General features: G+C 71.0%; 17 protein-coding genes. 9 read left to right on the forward strand and 8 right to left on the reverse strand.

Going from position 1 to position 14342, the window contains the following annotated elements; all coding sequences use genetic code 11:
• Positions 1 to 73: 73 nt before the first annotated feature.
• Positions 74 to 526, reverse strand: coding sequence for a hypothetical protein (locus AB0C62_RS27680; RefSeq protein ID WP_362977599.1), 453 nt, complete (start codon positions 524 to 526; stop codon positions 74 to 76).
• Positions 527 to 712: 186 nt separating this feature from the next.
• Positions 713 to 2152, reverse strand: a complete 1440-nt coding sequence (locus AB0C62_RS27685; RefSeq protein ID WP_362977601.1) for a cellulose binding domain-containing protein — start codon at positions 2150 to 2152, stop codon at positions 713 to 715.
• A 317-nt stretch (positions 2153 to 2469) separates the two neighbouring features.
• On the opposite strand from AB0C62_RS27685, the gene AB0C62_RS27690 reads away from it, so the two are divergent.
• Complete coding sequence (locus tag AB0C62_RS27690) at positions 2470 to 3357, forward strand: GntR family transcriptional regulator (protein WP_362977603.1); 888 nt, start codon at positions 2470 to 2472, stop codon at positions 3355 to 3357.
• Positions 3358 to 3466: 109 nt separating this feature from the next.
• Here the strand turns inward: AB0C62_RS27690 and AB0C62_RS27695 are convergent, their stop codons facing one another.
• Together AB0C62_RS27695 and AB0C62_RS27700 are read right to left on the reverse strand one after the other, a co-directional pair.
• Positions 3467 to 4075, reverse strand: coding sequence for an ankyrin repeat domain-containing protein (locus AB0C62_RS27695; protein ID WP_362977605.1), 609 nt, complete (start codon positions 4073 to 4075; stop codon positions 3467 to 3469).
• A 267-nt stretch (positions 4076 to 4342) separates the two neighbouring features.
• Positions 4343 to 4897: a heme-binding protein gene (locus AB0C62_RS27700; protein ID WP_362977607.1), complete on the reverse strand. Its 555-nt coding sequence runs from the start codon at positions 4895 to 4897 to the stop codon at positions 4343 to 4345.
• A 363-nt stretch (positions 4898 to 5260) separates the two neighbouring features.
• On the opposite strand from AB0C62_RS27700, the gene AB0C62_RS27705 reads away from it, so the two are divergent.
• On the forward strand, positions 5261 to 6457 hold the full coding sequence (locus tag AB0C62_RS27705) for a sensor histidine kinase (protein WP_362977715.1): 1197 nt from the start codon (positions 5261 to 5263) through the stop codon (positions 6455 to 6457).
• A complete protein-coding gene (locus tag AB0C62_RS27710; RefSeq protein ID WP_362977609.1) occupies positions 6454 to 7107 on the forward strand; it encodes a response regulator transcription factor in 654 nt (217 codons plus the stop codon). Before AB0C62_RS27705 ends, AB0C62_RS27710 begins: the two co-directional genes overlap by 4 nt.
• A 64-nt stretch (positions 7108 to 7171) precedes the next feature.
• On the opposite strand, the gene AB0C62_RS27715 is transcribed toward AB0C62_RS27710, so the two are convergent.
• The gene (locus AB0C62_RS27715) at positions 7172 to 7588 is read right to left on the reverse strand and encodes a carboxymuconolactone decarboxylase family protein (RefSeq protein ID WP_362977611.1); all 417 of its coding nucleotides are present in this window, start codon (positions 7586 to 7588) and stop codon (positions 7172 to 7174) included.
• A 28-nt stretch (positions 7589 to 7616) separates the two neighbouring features.
• A complete protein-coding gene (locus AB0C62_RS27720) occupies positions 7617 to 8084 on the reverse strand; it encodes a nuclear transport factor 2 family protein (RefSeq protein WP_362977613.1) in 468 nt (155 codons plus the stop codon).
• Between the two features lie 83 nt (positions 8085 to 8167).
• On the opposite strand from AB0C62_RS27720, the gene AB0C62_RS27725 reads away from it, so the two are divergent.
• From AB0C62_RS27725 to AB0C62_RS27735, 3 genes are all read left to right on the forward strand, one after another.
• Positions 8168 to 9043 carry an alpha/beta hydrolase gene (locus tag AB0C62_RS27725; RefSeq protein WP_362977615.1) on the forward strand — a complete coding sequence of 292 codons (876 nt, stop codon included), beginning with the start codon at positions 8168 to 8170 and terminating at the stop codon, positions 9041 to 9043.
• Positions 9044 to 9071: 28 nt separating this feature from the next.
• Complete coding sequence (locus tag AB0C62_RS27730) at positions 9072 to 9554, forward strand: hypothetical protein (RefSeq protein ID WP_362977617.1); 483 nt, start codon at positions 9072 to 9074, stop codon at positions 9552 to 9554.
• Between the two features lie 338 nt (positions 9555 to 9892).
• On the forward strand, positions 9893 to 10720 hold the full coding sequence (locus tag AB0C62_RS27735) for an alpha/beta hydrolase (RefSeq protein ID WP_362977619.1): 828 nt from the start codon (positions 9893 to 9895) through the stop codon (positions 10718 to 10720).
• 219 nt (positions 10721 to 10939) lie between these two features.
• Here AB0C62_RS27735 and AB0C62_RS27740 read toward each other — a convergent pair whose 3' ends face one another.
• Entirely contained in the window at positions 10940 to 11470 is a 531-nt protein-coding gene (locus AB0C62_RS27740; RefSeq protein ID WP_362977621.1) for a helix-turn-helix domain-containing protein, read from the reverse strand.
• Between the two features lie 107 nt (positions 11471 to 11577).
• Here AB0C62_RS27740 and AB0C62_RS27745 point away from each other — a divergent pair, with 107 nt between their 5' ends.
• Together AB0C62_RS27745 and AB0C62_RS27750 are read left to right on the forward strand one after the other, a co-directional pair.
• Positions 11578 to 12363 (forward strand): SDR family oxidoreductase, encoded by a 786-nt coding sequence (locus tag AB0C62_RS27745; protein WP_362977622.1) that lies wholly within the window; start codon positions 11578 to 11580, stop codon positions 12361 to 12363.
• A 28-nt stretch (positions 12364 to 12391) separates the two neighbouring features.
• Positions 12392 to 12751 carry a nuclear transport factor 2 family protein gene (locus AB0C62_RS27750; RefSeq protein WP_362977623.1) on the forward strand — a complete coding sequence of 120 codons (360 nt, stop codon included), beginning with the start codon at positions 12392 to 12394 and terminating at the stop codon, positions 12749 to 12751.
• A 43-nt stretch (positions 12752 to 12794) separates the two neighbouring features.
• Here AB0C62_RS27750 and AB0C62_RS27755 read toward each other — a convergent pair whose 3' ends face one another.
• Positions 12795 to 13700 (reverse strand): S41 family peptidase, encoded by a 906-nt coding sequence (locus AB0C62_RS27755; RefSeq protein WP_362977624.1) that lies wholly within the window; start codon positions 13698 to 13700, stop codon positions 12795 to 12797.
• 58 nt (positions 13701 to 13758) lie between these two features.
• On the opposite strand from AB0C62_RS27755, the gene AB0C62_RS27760 reads away from it, so the two are divergent.
• Positions 13759 to 14316 (forward strand): winged helix-turn-helix domain-containing protein, encoded by a 558-nt coding sequence (locus AB0C62_RS27760; RefSeq protein ID WP_362977626.1) that lies wholly within the window; start codon positions 13759 to 13761, stop codon positions 14314 to 14316.
• The last annotated feature ends 26 nt before the right edge of the window (positions 14317 to 14342 follow it).

Consider the following 14342-nt stretch of genomic DNA (forward strand, 5'->3'; position numbering starts at 1 on the left):
GCGCTTCGCTATGCACTACGGGCGCGTGATCTGGGTCACGGCATGCGGGGGTGGTGCTGTGACGACGCGCTGGTCAGAGCGTGCCGCGCATGTGTTGCGTGAGGCGGTCGCGTTGTTCGTTGAAGGCGACGCGGGCGCGCTGCAGCTCCTCCGCGTCGAAGGGGAGGCCCTGCGCGACGGTGTCGCGGTAGGTGCGCAGCAGGGCGACGGTGTGGGTGGCCTGCCGGACGACGTGGTCCTCGGCCACCAGGGAGAGCTCCAGCCGGCGGGGCAGGACGTTGCTGTCGCGCAGGACGGTCGCGGCCCGGGCGAGCGCCATCTCGTCGCGGTCGTGGCCCCGGGCGATGTTGACCAGGATCTCGCTGGCCTCCGCGGTGGCGTTCAGGAAGGCGACGTAGGAGGCGCGGCGGTCGTCCCGGGTGCGCTGCTCACTCTCCCGCAGCCAGCGGCGCCGTTCGGCGAGCGCGGAAGCGGCAAGGGCGATGAGCGCACCCATGGTGGTGCTGAGAAGGCTGGTCCATTCCACACCCCTACTGTGCTCAGCCGGTGACTCGCCCAACCCGGGTGCGGTGTGGTCTCGTCCCCAACTCTGCTGTCCGTGGGTTCCGTTGGGGCGGGTGAACACGTGAACGGGCCCGTCCCTGTGTCCAGGACGGGCCCGTTCACGGCCGGGGCCTCGGGTTCACGGCGTGCGTGCGGGGGAGCGGACGGGTCAGGAGGCCGGGACCTCGTCCACGAACGCGGTTCCCGCGGTGCGGTACGCGGCCACCTTCGCGGACACCTGGGCCGGGGTGAGGACCTGGTCCTTGACGTGCAGCACGTAGTCGACCTGCTCGTTGTAGGCCCGCGATGTCGTCGACGTCTGTCCGGCGAGGTCGATCAGCCACTGGTTGAAGTTGATCGACATCGGCCGCTCGGGCAGGTACTGGGCGTCATGGGTGCCGAAGAGCTGTCCGTCGATGTAGTACTTGATGCTGCTGTTGTCGATCGTGAGCACCAGGTCGTGCCAGCCCGCGTAGCTCTGGCGCGACTCGGTGTGCTGGTTGACCGCCTGCCAGGGATCCGGGTTGTACGTCTCCCAGGACGTCGTGTACAGGATGTTGCCCGACTCGCCCCAGCCGCCGTTGGGCAGGTACTCGAAGTCGTACTCGGCGTAGTCGTCGGCCATCGGGGCCTTGAGGTCGTTGATGGTGAAGAACGTCTGCACCAGGTGGTCCCCGTCGGGGCCCGACTGGGGGGCGTCGGCGAACTTCACACGCGCCGCGTAGGTGCCGTTCTTGAACTTCGTGCTCTTGGAGACGACCTCGGTCTGCTTGGTCGACTCCGCGGTACCCGCGGTCGACGTCTCCAGGTTCATCACCTTGTTCCCGGACACCGTGGGGAAGGTGACCTTCGAGGGGTCCCAGTTGGCGCCGGGGACCCCGGGACCGCCGGAGTTGGAGCGCACGTTCCAGCCGTGGGCGGAGATCGCCGGGTCGGTGTACGACGCGTAGCTGAAGTCGTCGAACAGGGACTGGCCGCCGCCGGGCGGGTCGGTGGGATCCGTCGGGTCGGTGGGGTCGGTCGGATCCGTCGGGTCGTTGCCGGCCGGAGCGGTGCCCCAGACGGTGGCTCCCGCGAGCTGCGCGGTGACCTTGTTCCAGTCCGCGTACGAGGTCTGCGCGCCGCTGAAGGAGTAGTCGTCCGCCTGGTTCAGGGTCTGCCAGTTGGCCTGGTAGAAGCGCAGCTGCATGTCACCGGTGTCCGCCCCGGACGCCAGCGTGCCCGCCGAGGAGGTGAAGCCGATCTCCAGATAGCGGTCCGCGGTCGCGGTGGGGTTGGCCAGCGTGCCGAACGTGCCCGTGACGTTCGCGCAGCCCTTGACCGCCCACGAACACGCGAAGCGGTAGGTGGTGCTCGCCGAGTCCGCCTTGAAGTAGTAGCGGATCTTCACCTGGCTCAACTGGACCGATGTCGAGCCCGTGTTGCGCACCTTGAGCCACGGTTCGCTCTGATCGGCGGTGGCTCCGCTCGCGCTGGTGCGGTACTGGACGGCCACACCGCCGTCGGCGGCGCCGGCGGTCGTCGGGAGGGCGATCAGGGCACTGCCGCCGAGGAGGACGGACAGGGCGAGGGCCAGACGGCGGCGGCCGGTCGGCGGACGGTTTCTCATGTGAGTTCCTTTCGGGGGCTCCCGTTCGGCGCGGGAGGGTGGGGGTGCGCAGGAACACGGTGGGGAGAACGGCACTAGACGCTTGACCAGTTGCCCCATGGGCTTTACCAGTTGACGTCGCATGAAGGTGGCATAGACCATTGCACGCGTCAACCCCCCTGGAATGAAGGGGGACTTGGCGAAGAGGGGTGTGGTTGCCGTCGAATGGAGGGGGAGGTCCGGGCGGCGCGATCTCAAGGGCCGCCCTTGTCCAGCAGACCAGTTATGGTCAGGGGCCATACCAGTTGCCCGGTAACGACGACGAACGAGAGCACCGCATGGAGATCGATCCCGCCGCCTCCCGCGCGGTCCTCAAGCGCGAGAGGGTCCGTGACACGATCCTCGAACTCATCGAGGAGCGCCGCCCCGGGGACGCCATCCCCTCCGAGCGTGCGCTCTGCGCCGAACTCGGCGTCTCCCGACCGACGTTGCGGGCCGCCGTCGACCAACTCGTCGTCGCCGGGCTGCTCGTGCGCGAGCACGGCCGGGGCATGTTCGTGGCCGCCGAGAAGATCACCCAGGAACTGGTCTCGGGCCGGGAGAACTTCAGCCTCCCGCAGGCCGCCGGTACGTGGACCAGCAGACTCTTGGAGTTCAGCACGCTTCCCGCGGGCGCCCGGGTCGGCCGCAGACTGCGCCTCTCGCCCGCGGCCAGAATCCGCTACGTGGCGCGCCTGCGACTGGTCGACGGCTCGCCGATGGCCATCGAGTACCTGCACGTCCCCGCCGACCTGGTGCCCGACCTGACCAGTGACGAACTGGAGAACGGCGACCTGTACGAGCACCTCGGCGAGCGGCACGGAATCCAGGTCAGCGAGGCGGTCCAGTCGATCGAACCGACCGTGGTGAGCCGTGACGAGGCAGGCCTGCTCGACGTGCCGGAACTCTCCCCGGCCCTCCTCTTCGAGCGCCTCACCTCGGACTCCGCCGGCCGGCCCGTGGAGTACGTCCACTCGATCTACCGGGGCGACCGCTACCGCATCGTGTCCCGGCTGGCGCTGGGCCCGCGCTCCGGGCACGCGTCACCGGCGGACGGCCACCACCCCGGCATCCCGCCGGGGGACTTCCTGCCGGGCGAACCCGTCACGTTCTCCACGCGCGGCGTGGTGGCCGGCGACCTCTTCGGACGCGCCGGCGACCGGGGCGACGGCCGGCCCGCCGGGTGACAAAGGACGGGCCGGCCGGCGACACACGTCGTGTCACCGGCCGGGCCGTCCTCGCGCCTGCTGTCGCCTGCTGTCGCTTCCCGTCGGACGGCCCCGTTGTCCGGGAAGGTCAGGACCGATCCCCGTTCGCGGTCCTCAACAGGCCCGCGATCACCGTGAACCCACGTCGCTCGGCATGCTCCAGGGCGGTCACGCCCTCGGCGTCCGGGAGTCCGGGCGTGGCACCCGCCGCCAGGAGCAGTTCCACGATCTCCTGGTGCGCCCGCCCGCCGTCACCCAGGATCACCGCCTCCAACAGAGCGGTCCAGCCGAGGCGGTTGACGTGGTCGACGTCGATGTCCGTCTCGTCGAGCAGCGCGCGAACGTAGTCGACGTGCCCTCGTTCCGAGGCGGGGATGAGCGCGATGCCGCCGAAGCGGTTGCGCACCGCCAGGTCCGGCCGTGCCGGGAGGAGCGCCCGCATCATGGCGACGCTGCCCGTGACACCCGTGGCCAGCCAGGCGCTGTCCTCACGGTCGTCCTGCGCGTCCGGGTCCGCACCGGCGGCGACGAGCACCTCCGCCGCCGGCACGTGGTCGCCGAGGGAGGCGAGGAGCAGCGGGGTGCGACGGTGCGCGTCGCGCGCCTCGGGATCGCCGCCCGCGGCGAGCGCGGAACGTACCGAGTCAGCGTCGCCCTCACGGGCGGCGTCGAGCAGGGCGAGGTCGTGCGGGTTCATGTGGCCGTGCTCCTTCGTCGTACACCTGCGGGCGCGCCGCGCGCCGGTCGCCGCCCCTGCGACGGGACACCGGTGAGGTGGTGGGCCGCGGAGGTCATCATGCGTTCAGGGGTGCGCGCCGGGCTCCGCCGGGTCGGCATCGGACCGGCCTTCGGGCGGGACCCCGCCGGACCCGGTGGAACCCCACCCGCCCCGGCCCCCGAGCGGGGTCCTCCCGACCCGGTTGGACCCCGTCGCGGCCCGGCGGGTAGGCGCACCGCTTCCGGGTCAGTGGCCCAGCGCCGCCACGCCCGCCGCCGCGAACTTCTCGTCCAGGTCACCGGAGGGGGCCCCGGCGACACCGATCGCCGCGACCGGGGCACCCTTGACGTCCACGGGCGCGCCACCGGCGAGGAACAGCGTGCCGGGGATGTCCTTCAGGTTCGGCGTCTGCGCCAGGCGCTTGGCCAGCTCCGACGTGGGCGCGTTCCAGGAGACGGCCGTGTACGCCTTGCGCTCCGCGGACTCGTACGACTGCGGGCCCGCGCCGTCGCCCCGCAGGGTGACCAGCGTGTTGCCGTTGCGGTCGACGACGGCGACGGTCACCTTCTGGTTCTCCTTCTCGGCGGCGTCGAGCGCGGCCTGCGCGCCCTTCGTGGCGGCGTCGATCGAGAGGTGGGTGGACGTGACCGTGCCGCCGCCCTTCACGCTCGCCACGGGAGCGGCGCCGGTGGAGGCGGGCGACGAGGCGTTCGCGGACACCGTGCCGAACGTGCCGGCGGCGACGGCGGCGAGGACGGCACCGCCGGTGGCGATACGGGCACGGCGGGAGAGCTTCTTCATGAGGTCGACTCCAGGTCTGGGAGGGCGGTTCGCTTCTTCCGCTCTCCAGCCTGGTGCCGTCAAAGGCCCGTCACCGTCGGCGTTCCGGCTCGCCGCGCGCTGCCGACCGGCCCACACCGGGGCCAACCGATCGGATGACCCCGGGCCCGTCCGGACGGGTCACCATGGAAGGGTTCGGGCAGGCCGGAGGCGCGAAGGGAAGCGGTGAAGGAGGTGGACGGCATGGGCGCGGAAACGGGCCGGACGGACGACCGGGACCTCGGCGCGGACCGCGCGGACGGCACGGGCGAGGTCCGGAGCGGCGGCACCGACGAGCGGACGGACCCCCGGTACGCGGCGGACACCCGCCTGCTCGGCGTCGTGATGCACGTGGCGTTCTTCCTGCTGCTGGGCGGCGCCCTCGCGCGCTTCCTGCTGCGCCACCCCGGAGAGACCCGCACACCGTGGATCATCGCGCTCTCCGTCGCCCTGGCCGTCCTCTACGCCGTCCCCTCCGCGGGAGCCGTTCGCGGTCACGCGGGACTCTCCGGCCGGGACACCGCCCGGAACCGTACCGGCGGGCCGCTGCCCGCCGTCCCCGGGCTCGGCTGGCTGGCCACCGTCGTCGCGGTGTGGGTGGTCCTCGTGCTGCTCGCACCCAGCTTCGCCTGGTGCGCCGTGCCGCTCTTCTACACAGGTCTGCGCATGCTGCCCACCCGGGCGGCGCTCGTGCTCGTCGTGGTGCTGACGGCGTTCGTCGCCGCCGCCCAGCTCCGCCTCGCCGGCGGCTTCGACCCGAACCTGCTGCTCGCACCGCCCGCCGTCGCCGCGATCGCCACCGCCGTCTTCCTTCAGATGGAACGGCAGACCGCACGCCAGCGCGCCCTCATCGACGACCTGATCCGCACCCGCCGCGAACTGGCCGCCGCCGAGCGCCGCGCCGGCACCCTCGGCGAACGGCAGCGGCTGTCCATGGAGATCCACGACACGCTCGCCCAGGGACTGTCGAGCCAGCAAATGCTGCTCCAGGCCGCCGACCGCGTCTGGGAGTCCGACCCCGGCAAGGCGCGCGCCCATGTCCGCACCGCCGAGGCCGTCACCGAGCACAACCTCGACGAGGCCCGCCGCTTCGTCCACGACCTCGGTCCCGCCGACCTGGCCCGCGGCGCAGGCATTGAGCAGGCACTGCGCGCGCTCGCCCGGCGCGAGTCGGGTGAGCGCCTCACGGTCCGCGTCCACGTCGAGGACGCCGGACGCGTCCCGCACGTGCCGGAGCGGGTCCGCTCCGCCCTGCTGCGGATCGCCCAGGGCGCCCTGGCCAACGTACGGGAGCACTCCGGGGCACGGACGGCCACGCTCACGCTCACCCTGCTGGACGACCAGGTCGTCCTCGACGTCGCCGACGACGGCCGCGGTTTCACCCCCGGGGAGCCGCCCGCCCCCACGTCCGGGGTGCGCGGCCACGGAATGCCGGCGATGCGCGCACGGGCGAGCCAGCTCGGCGGCACCCTCACCATCGAGTCCGCGCCCGGCGAGGGCACGGTCCTGTCCGCAGCGATCCCCCTGGAGTCCCCCCGATGACAGCCGTGCCCGGCGCCTCACGCCACCCCGTCCGCATCCTGCTGTGCGACGACCATGCCGTCGTCCGGGCCGGACTGCTCGCCCTGCTCGACAGCGCGCCGGACATCGAGGTCGTCGGAGAGGCCGGTACGGGCGAGGAGGCGCTGGCGCTCAGCGCGAAGCTCGCCCCCGACGTGGTCCTCATGGACCTCCAGCTCGGCGACGGCATCGACGGCGTGGAGACAACCCGCCGTCTCACCGCGGCTCCCGGCCGCGCACCGCACGTCCTGGTGCTGACGACGTACGACACCGACGCCGACATCACGCGGGCCATCGAGGCCGGTGCGACCGGCTACCTGCTGAAGGCCGAACGCCCCGAGGAACTGTTCGCCGCGATCCAGGCCGCCGCCCAGGGCCGCACGGCCCTGTCGGCGCCGGTCGCGAGCCGGGTGATGGCCAACATGCGCAGCCCGCGGCCCACCCTCACCGACCGCGAACGCGACATCCTGACCCAGCTCGCCCAGGGCCTCGGCAACCGCGAGATCGCCAGGGCCCTGTTCATCAGCGAGGCGACGGTCAAGACCCACCTCGGCCGCATCTACGACAAGCTCGGCGTCGACACCCGGGCGGGCGCGGTGTCGGTGGCGAAGGAACAGCGCCTGCTGCCGTGACACCCGGCGTGCCACCCGGGGCCCCGGGGGTACGAGGACGCCAGCCCTCACGGACCGGTGCGACCTACCCGTCCTGTCGCGCGCGGTCGGCCTCCGCGAACACCTGCAGCGCGATCTGGTAGCTGTCGAAGGCGCGGGCGGCCCCGGCGTACGCCTCGACGTGGATGAACAATTCGACGATCTCCTCCGGCGTCACACCGTTGTTGAGCGCGATACGAAGCTGTCCCCGCAGCGGTTCGAGCGTGCCCAGGGTCGCGGCGATCGTCACGGACACCAGGGCGCGCGTCCGGGTGTCGAGCACCTCGGTGCGCGGCCACGCGTCGCCGAAGGTGTGGACGGTGGCGAGACGCTTGAAGTCCGCGCCGTTGGCGGGCTCACCGGGGCCGGGTTCGAGGAACCCCGTCAGCGGAACGCCGAGCAGCCGCCCGGCGGTGTCGAGGGCTGTGGTGTAACGCCCCTCTTCGTCTGCGTCGGCTGTCACGTGTGCCCACCTCCGTGGGGATCCGGCCTCAGAACCCGAGTTCGGTGAGCCCGGGGTGGTCGTCCGGCCGACGGCCCAGCGGCCAGTGGTACTTGCGGCCGGATTCGGTGATGGGCACGTCGTTGATGGAGGCGTGCCGCACCGCCATCAGGCCGTCCGCGTTGAACTCCCAGTTCTCGTTCCCGTACGAACGGAACCAGTTGCCGTCGGCGTCGTGGGACTCGTACGCGAAACGCACCGCGATACGGTTTCCGTCGAATGCCCAGAGTTCCTTGATGAGGCGATAGTCCAGCTCTCTCGACCATTTACGGGTCAGGAACTCGACGATCTCGTCCCGCCCGTCGACCCACTCGTCGCGGTTTCTCCACCGAGAGTCCTCGGAGTAGACCAGCGAAACCTTGTGCGGATCACGGCTGTTCCAGCCGTCCTCGGCCAGACGGACTTTCTCCAGGGCGGATTCACGGGTGAACGGCGGGAGGGGAGGGCGTTCCGTCACAGTGGCTCCTGAAGTGGGGGATTCTACTGCGGTGCGTCGGCCGGTCCTCGTGTGGCCGGTGACACCGGACTATTTTAGAGTGGATGAATGGCTTGCTCATCCGGGGCCCGGAAGGCGTGCCCACCGTGAACGCGCCCACGTCCGTCCGCCCGGAATTCACCACCGTCGACGGCCTCTCCGTCCGCTTCGCGCGGAGTGGAGACGCGGACGGCGTGCGGCAGGACGCCCTGCTGCTGAGCCCCTGGCCCGAGAGCGTCTTCGCGTTCGAGCAGGTGTGGCCCCGGCTCTCCCGGAGCGCGCGCCTGATAGCCGTGGACCCACCGGGATTCGGCAGGTCGGAGTCCCGTGACGCACTGCGGTCACCGCGGGCGATGGGCGAGTTCGTCGTGCGGCTGGCCGACGCCTTCGGGCTGGAGCAGCCGCACCTCGTCGGCCCCGACATCGGCACGGCGTCGACGCTCTTCGCCGCAGCCGCGCAGCCGGGCAGGTTCCGCAGCGTGGTCGTGGGCAGTGGGGGAGCCGTGGTGCCGCTTCAGCTCACGGGACCGCTGAAGGAGTGGGTGGAGGCGCCGGACCTGGAACCGTACCGGCGGATCGATCCGCGACGGATCGTCGACGCCGCGCTGTCGACCATCGACGGCTTCACGCCGTCCGACGAGATCCGAGACGACTATCACGCGTCCTACGTGGGCGACCGCTTCGTGGAATCGATGCTCTACGCGCGGGCGTACCCGGCGGAACTGCCCGTCCTCGCCGACCTGTTGCCCGGCATCCGGACCCCGGTGCGGATCATCGCCGGTGTCCGGGACGCGGTCGTGCCGCAGGCGAACGCCGAGTTCCTGCACGACCGACTGCCGCACAGCCGACTGGACTTCATCGACACGGGCCACTTCTGCTGGGAGGAACGGCCGGAGTTGTACGCGGAACTGGTCAGCGACTGGTGGGACGAGGCGAAGTGACCCAGTGGGACGAGGAGAGGGGACGGACATGACCTGTGTGACACGCCCGCTGCTCTACGGAGCCGCGGCAGGCGCCGCCGGCACGACCGCGCTGAACATCGTCAGTTACGCCGACATGGCCTGGCGGGCGAGGCCCGCGAGTTCGACGCCCGAGGTCACCCTCCGCAAGCTCGCGGACAAGCTGCACGTGCGGATTCCGGGCGAGGGCGAGACGCTGAAGAACCGGATCGCGGGCCTCGCCCCCATGACCGGGTTCGCCGCCGGCCTTGGCATGGGCGCCGTGCTGTCGGTGGCCCGCGCAGCCGGCTGGCGCCCGTCGTTGACCACGGAGTACACGGTCGCGACACTCGGCGCGTTGATCGGCACCAACGCCCCGATGACCGTCCTCGGCGTCACGGACCCCCGCACCTGGTCGGCCACGGACTGGATCTCCGACGTGGTCCCGCACCTCGCCTACGCGGTGGTGACGGTGGGCGTCCTGGAGCGCATGTACAGGGTGGCCGGCGTGTAGCGACATCCGGTCCGGGAACCGGATATCGGGGAACGGAAGAATACGGGCGCCAGGGTAATAGGAGCCGCGCCCTGCCGCGCGGTGACGTGTTTGGGGAGTGGCCGGAATCCATTGTTCTCCGGTGTTTTTCCGGCTGTTCGCCCAACGCGCTGAAGGTCGGTGCCTCGGCTAGAGTGAGGTCGACGACGTGCTCATTCCGGTCGCCCTTCGCCGCCGACCTCTCCGTCGACTCCCTGTACGTCCGAAGCGGTTCATCGTGGCGTCGCCAGAAAAGCCGGATCAAGCACGGAAATCGTGCGACGCGTGGAGTTCCGAACCTGTTCGAGAGGAAAATTCACATGCCCTTCGCCACCGCCAAGGACGGCACGCAGATCTTCTACAAGGACTGGGGTTCGGGCCAGCCGGTCGTGTTCTCCCACGGCTGGCCGCTGATCGGGGACGCGTGGGATCCCCAGATGAAGGTGATGGCGGACAACGGCTTCCGCGCCATCGCCCACGACCGGCGCGGTGGCGGACGTTCCGGGCAGTCGTGGGAGGGCAACGACCTCGACACGTACGCCGACGACCTGGCGGCTGTCATCGAGGCCGAGGACCTGCACGACGTGATCCTGGTCGGCCACTCCACCGGCGGCGGCGAGGTCACCCGCTACATCGGCCGGCACGGCACCGGTCGGGTCGCCAAACTGGTCCTGCTCGGCGCGATCCCGCCCCTGATGCTCAAGACGGACGCGAACCCCGAGGGCCTGCCCATCGAGGTCTTCGACGAGATCCGCAAGGGCGTCGAGACGGACCGCTCGCAGTACTACAAGGACCTCAGCGCCCCCTTCTACGGAGCCAACCGTGACGACTCGACGGTCACGCAGGGAACCCGTGACGAGTTCTGGCTCTGGAGCATGACGGTCGGCATCAAGGGCGCCTACGACTGCATCAAGGCCTTCTCGGAGACCGACACCACCGAGGACCTCAAGAAGGTCGACGTCCCCACGCTGATCGTGCACGGCGACGACGACCAGATCGTCCCCAAGGTGGCCGCGGGCGACAAGTCCTCCAAGCTCGTCAAGGACTGCGTCTACAAGGTCTACCCGGGCGCCCCGCACGGACTGGCGATGGTTCCCAAGTTCGCCGAGATCTTCAACGCCGACCTCCTGGAGTTCGCGCGCAGTTGAGCCGAGCACGACCCGACGAGCGGTGACGGCGGATCCGGGCCCGTCGCCTGACGCCGGCACGATCCGCCGGCTTCCCGCCTTGCCACCGGGGGAGTGGGAGGCCCAGGCGGCCGACGGCCTCACGTCGAGCGGGCCCGGGGAAGACCGTACGGCCCGACGACTGCTCGGCGTCCGGTCGTACCCCGCTGAACGTCGACACCGCTCCCGACCGCCCGGACGTCAGCCGTTGTCCGCGCCCTCAGGGGTGAGCGCCGAGCGCGCGGGCACGGTGTCGGCGTAGCGGGCCCGCATGCCGTCACTCGCGGCCGGCCCCGCGGTGAACACGTACGCCTCGCTGTCGTCGAGACGACGGCCGGACCCGGCGTCGACGACCACCGGTTGCACCTCCTCGCCGCTCACGGCGTCGACGAGGATCATGCTGCGCCGCTCCGGCGCGAGCCGGGCGTTCCCCCAGGCAGCCAGCGCGACGATCACCGGGCGCAGGGAGCGGCCCAGTTCGGTCAGTACGTACTCGTGGCGCACGGGCTGCGTCTGGTAGGGCCGGCGTTCCAGCAGACCGTCCGCGACGAGCGTCTTCAGCCGGGCGGTGAGCATGCTGGAGGAGATCCCGAGGCTCTCCTGGAACTGGTCGAAGCGGGTGTACCCGTCGAAGGCGTCGTGAAGGATCAGCAGCGTCCACCACTCGCCCACGTGCTGCGCCGTCGTGGACAGCGGGCACTCCCGGTCCTCCAGCCTGATCCGGCCTGCCATGACTGCTCCCCAGAGTTACTGCTAAAGTGAAAGTTACTAGCTTCTATTTTAGCAGCAACCGGGGCCGGTGCGTTCTGCGCGCCCGCACCCGAGGAACGGAACCTTCCATGACAAGCCCTGTCAGTGACTCGCTCAAGGGCCGGCGCGCACTGGTCACCGGCGGCACCAGAGGGGTCGGCGCCGCCGTCGCCCGGCGCCTCACCCAGGCCGACGCCACCGTCCTGGTGACCTCCCGCAACCGGCCCGACGGTCTCAGCCCCGACACCTTCATCGCGGCGGACCTGTCCACCCCCGAAGGTGCGGCGACGGTGGTCTCCGAGGCACTCGACCGCCTGGGCGGCATCGACATCCTGGTCAGTAACGTCGGCGGCTCCGAGGCACCCTCGGGCGGGTACGCGGCACTGGGCGACGACGACTGGGCGCGTGAGCTGAACACCAATCTGCTGGCGGCGGTCCGGCTCGACCGTGGTCTGCTGCCCGGCATGATCGAGGCGGGCAAGGGCGCGATCGTGCACGTCACCTCGATCCAGCGCCGCATGCCGCTCTGGAACGGCACGCTCGCCTACGCCGCCGCCAAGGCCGCGCTGGCGACCTACAGCAAGGGACTGGCCAACGAGGTCGCCCCGCACGGCGTCCGCGTCAACACGGTCTCGCCCGGCTTCGTCCGGACCACCGCGGCGGACGACCTGGTCGCCCGGATCGCGGAGAACGCCGGCATCGGCCGGGAGGCCGCGCTGGACCAGCTCATGGACTCACTCGGCGGCATCCCGCTGGGCCGCCCCAACCACCCCGAGGAAGTCGCCGAGTTGGTCACCTTCCTCGTCTCCGACCGCGCCGCGTCGATCGTCGGCGCCGAGCACGTCATCGACGGTGGCACCACCCCCACCGTCTGATCCGCCCTCTCCTCACCCGGGACCCCTCATGCCTCATGACCAGCACCCGCCCATCGACCCCGCCGAACTTCCCCCGGTGGTCACGCGCTACCTGGCCGCCCACCGCGACCGCGACACCGCCACGGCGCTCACCACCCTCACCGACGACGCGTCCGTCACGGACGACGGCACGACCCATGAGGGCACGTCGGCCATCGCCGACTGGCTCGGCCGGGCCGCCAGTGAGTACACGTACACCACCGAACTCACAGCGGCCCACCGCACCGACGCGACCCACTACACCGCCACCCACCACCTCGCAGGCGACTTCCCCGGCGGACAGGTGGACCTGCGGTTCCGGTTCACCCTCCGGGACGACCTCATCGAACGGCTGGTGATCGCACCCTGAACCACGAGCCCCGCCGTGGGGGCGCGCGAGCTGCCGATCGTCGTCAGCCCGAGAGCCGCGCCGACGCCAGCGCGTGCGCGCGGTCCAGGGCGTCGGCGGCCGGGCAGACGACGTCCGGCACGACGCCGGTGCCCTCCCAGTTGGTGCCCGAGACCGGGTTCACCGAGCGGCCGACCGGGATCGTCGCCTCCAGGTGCGGGTGCACCGTCCAGCCCTCCCGCGGATGCGCGCCTCCGCGGGTGCGCTCACCCACGATCACGGCGCGGCCGAGCTGCTGCAGGTCGTAGGCGAGTTCCTCGGCGGCGGAGAACGTGCGGTCACTGGTCAGGACGTACACCGGCCCGGTGCCGCCGAACCGTCTGCCGGGGACGTGCGGCAGACTCCAGGACTGTTCGAAGCGCTCGCCGGCGCGCCAGAACATGGTGTTCAGGTGGGTGCGCTCGTCCAGCAGGTGGCTGCAGACGAAGGCGACCGTGTCCGGATCGCCGCCGAGGTTGGCGCGCAGGTCCAGGACGAGGGCGCGGGCGTTCGCGGCGAGACTGAGCGCGGCGGTCAGCGGCTCCGCCGCCCACTCCAGCGGAAACAACGCCGGGGCCAGCTCCACCACCGCCACCCCCGTGTCGAGCAACTCGACGCGGGGCGCGCCCCCCAGGGAGTTGTCGAAGTCGCGGCGCATGGCGGCCAGAGCGGCGGCCCCCTGCTCTTCGGGTACCGACTCTGCGTGGTACTTCAGACTCAGATGGCGGTCGCCGTTGACCGACTGCAGGTCCGCGGTGACGAGCCGGCCCAACTCCTCGGCGCTGTCGACGTCGTACGAGCCCTCGGCGAACCGCCGTCGCAGCAGGGACCCCAACTCCGCGGCGACTTCGGGGAAGACGTAGTGCTCGGTCAGGAGACGGACGGTCTCGTCGATGACAGGGGCAGGGCTGAGGTGTGTCAGGGTCGTCATGGCGGCGAGTAGAGCACCGGGCTTGCGAAAGCGTCAAGACAGTTAGACACTTTTCGCCATGCATGACGAGCCCTCGCACATACGGCCTCCTGAAGAGGTCCAGGAGATCAGCGCGCCCGAGCAGTTCGCCGCGCTCGCCCACCCGTTGCGTCAGCGGCTGCTCTTCGCCCTCGGGCACAGGCCCGCGACCACCAGTCAGTTGGCGGTGCAGCTCGACGCGAGGAAGGGCAACGTGAGCCATCACCTCAAGGTGCTTCGCGACGCCGGACTGGTCCACGTCGCCGAGACCCGCCAGGTGCGCGGCGGAACCGAGCAGTACTACCAGCGCACCGCGCGCCGGATGCTGGTCACGGAGCCCCAGCCCGCCGGCACCGCGGCCATGTTCGCAGGCGTCGCCCAGGAACTCGAACACTCGCCCGCCGAGGTGGAACTGACGTTGCGTCATCTCCGGCTCAGTCCGACGAGGGCGCGGCATCTGGCGGAAACCCTCGCCCGACTGGTCGACGAGGCCGAGGAGGACGCGGGCGATCAGCCGGTGCACGGAGTGCTGGTGACGCTGTATCAGCAGGCCGACCGGACGGGTGGCACCGGGCAGTCGGGCGGAGAGGTCGTGTGACCCGGCGGGACGCCGGTGCCGCGTCC

The organism is Streptomyces sp. NPDC048643, assembly GCF_040650615.1.
GTDB lineage: Bacteria > Actinomycetota > Actinomycetes > Streptomycetales > Streptomycetaceae > Streptomyces.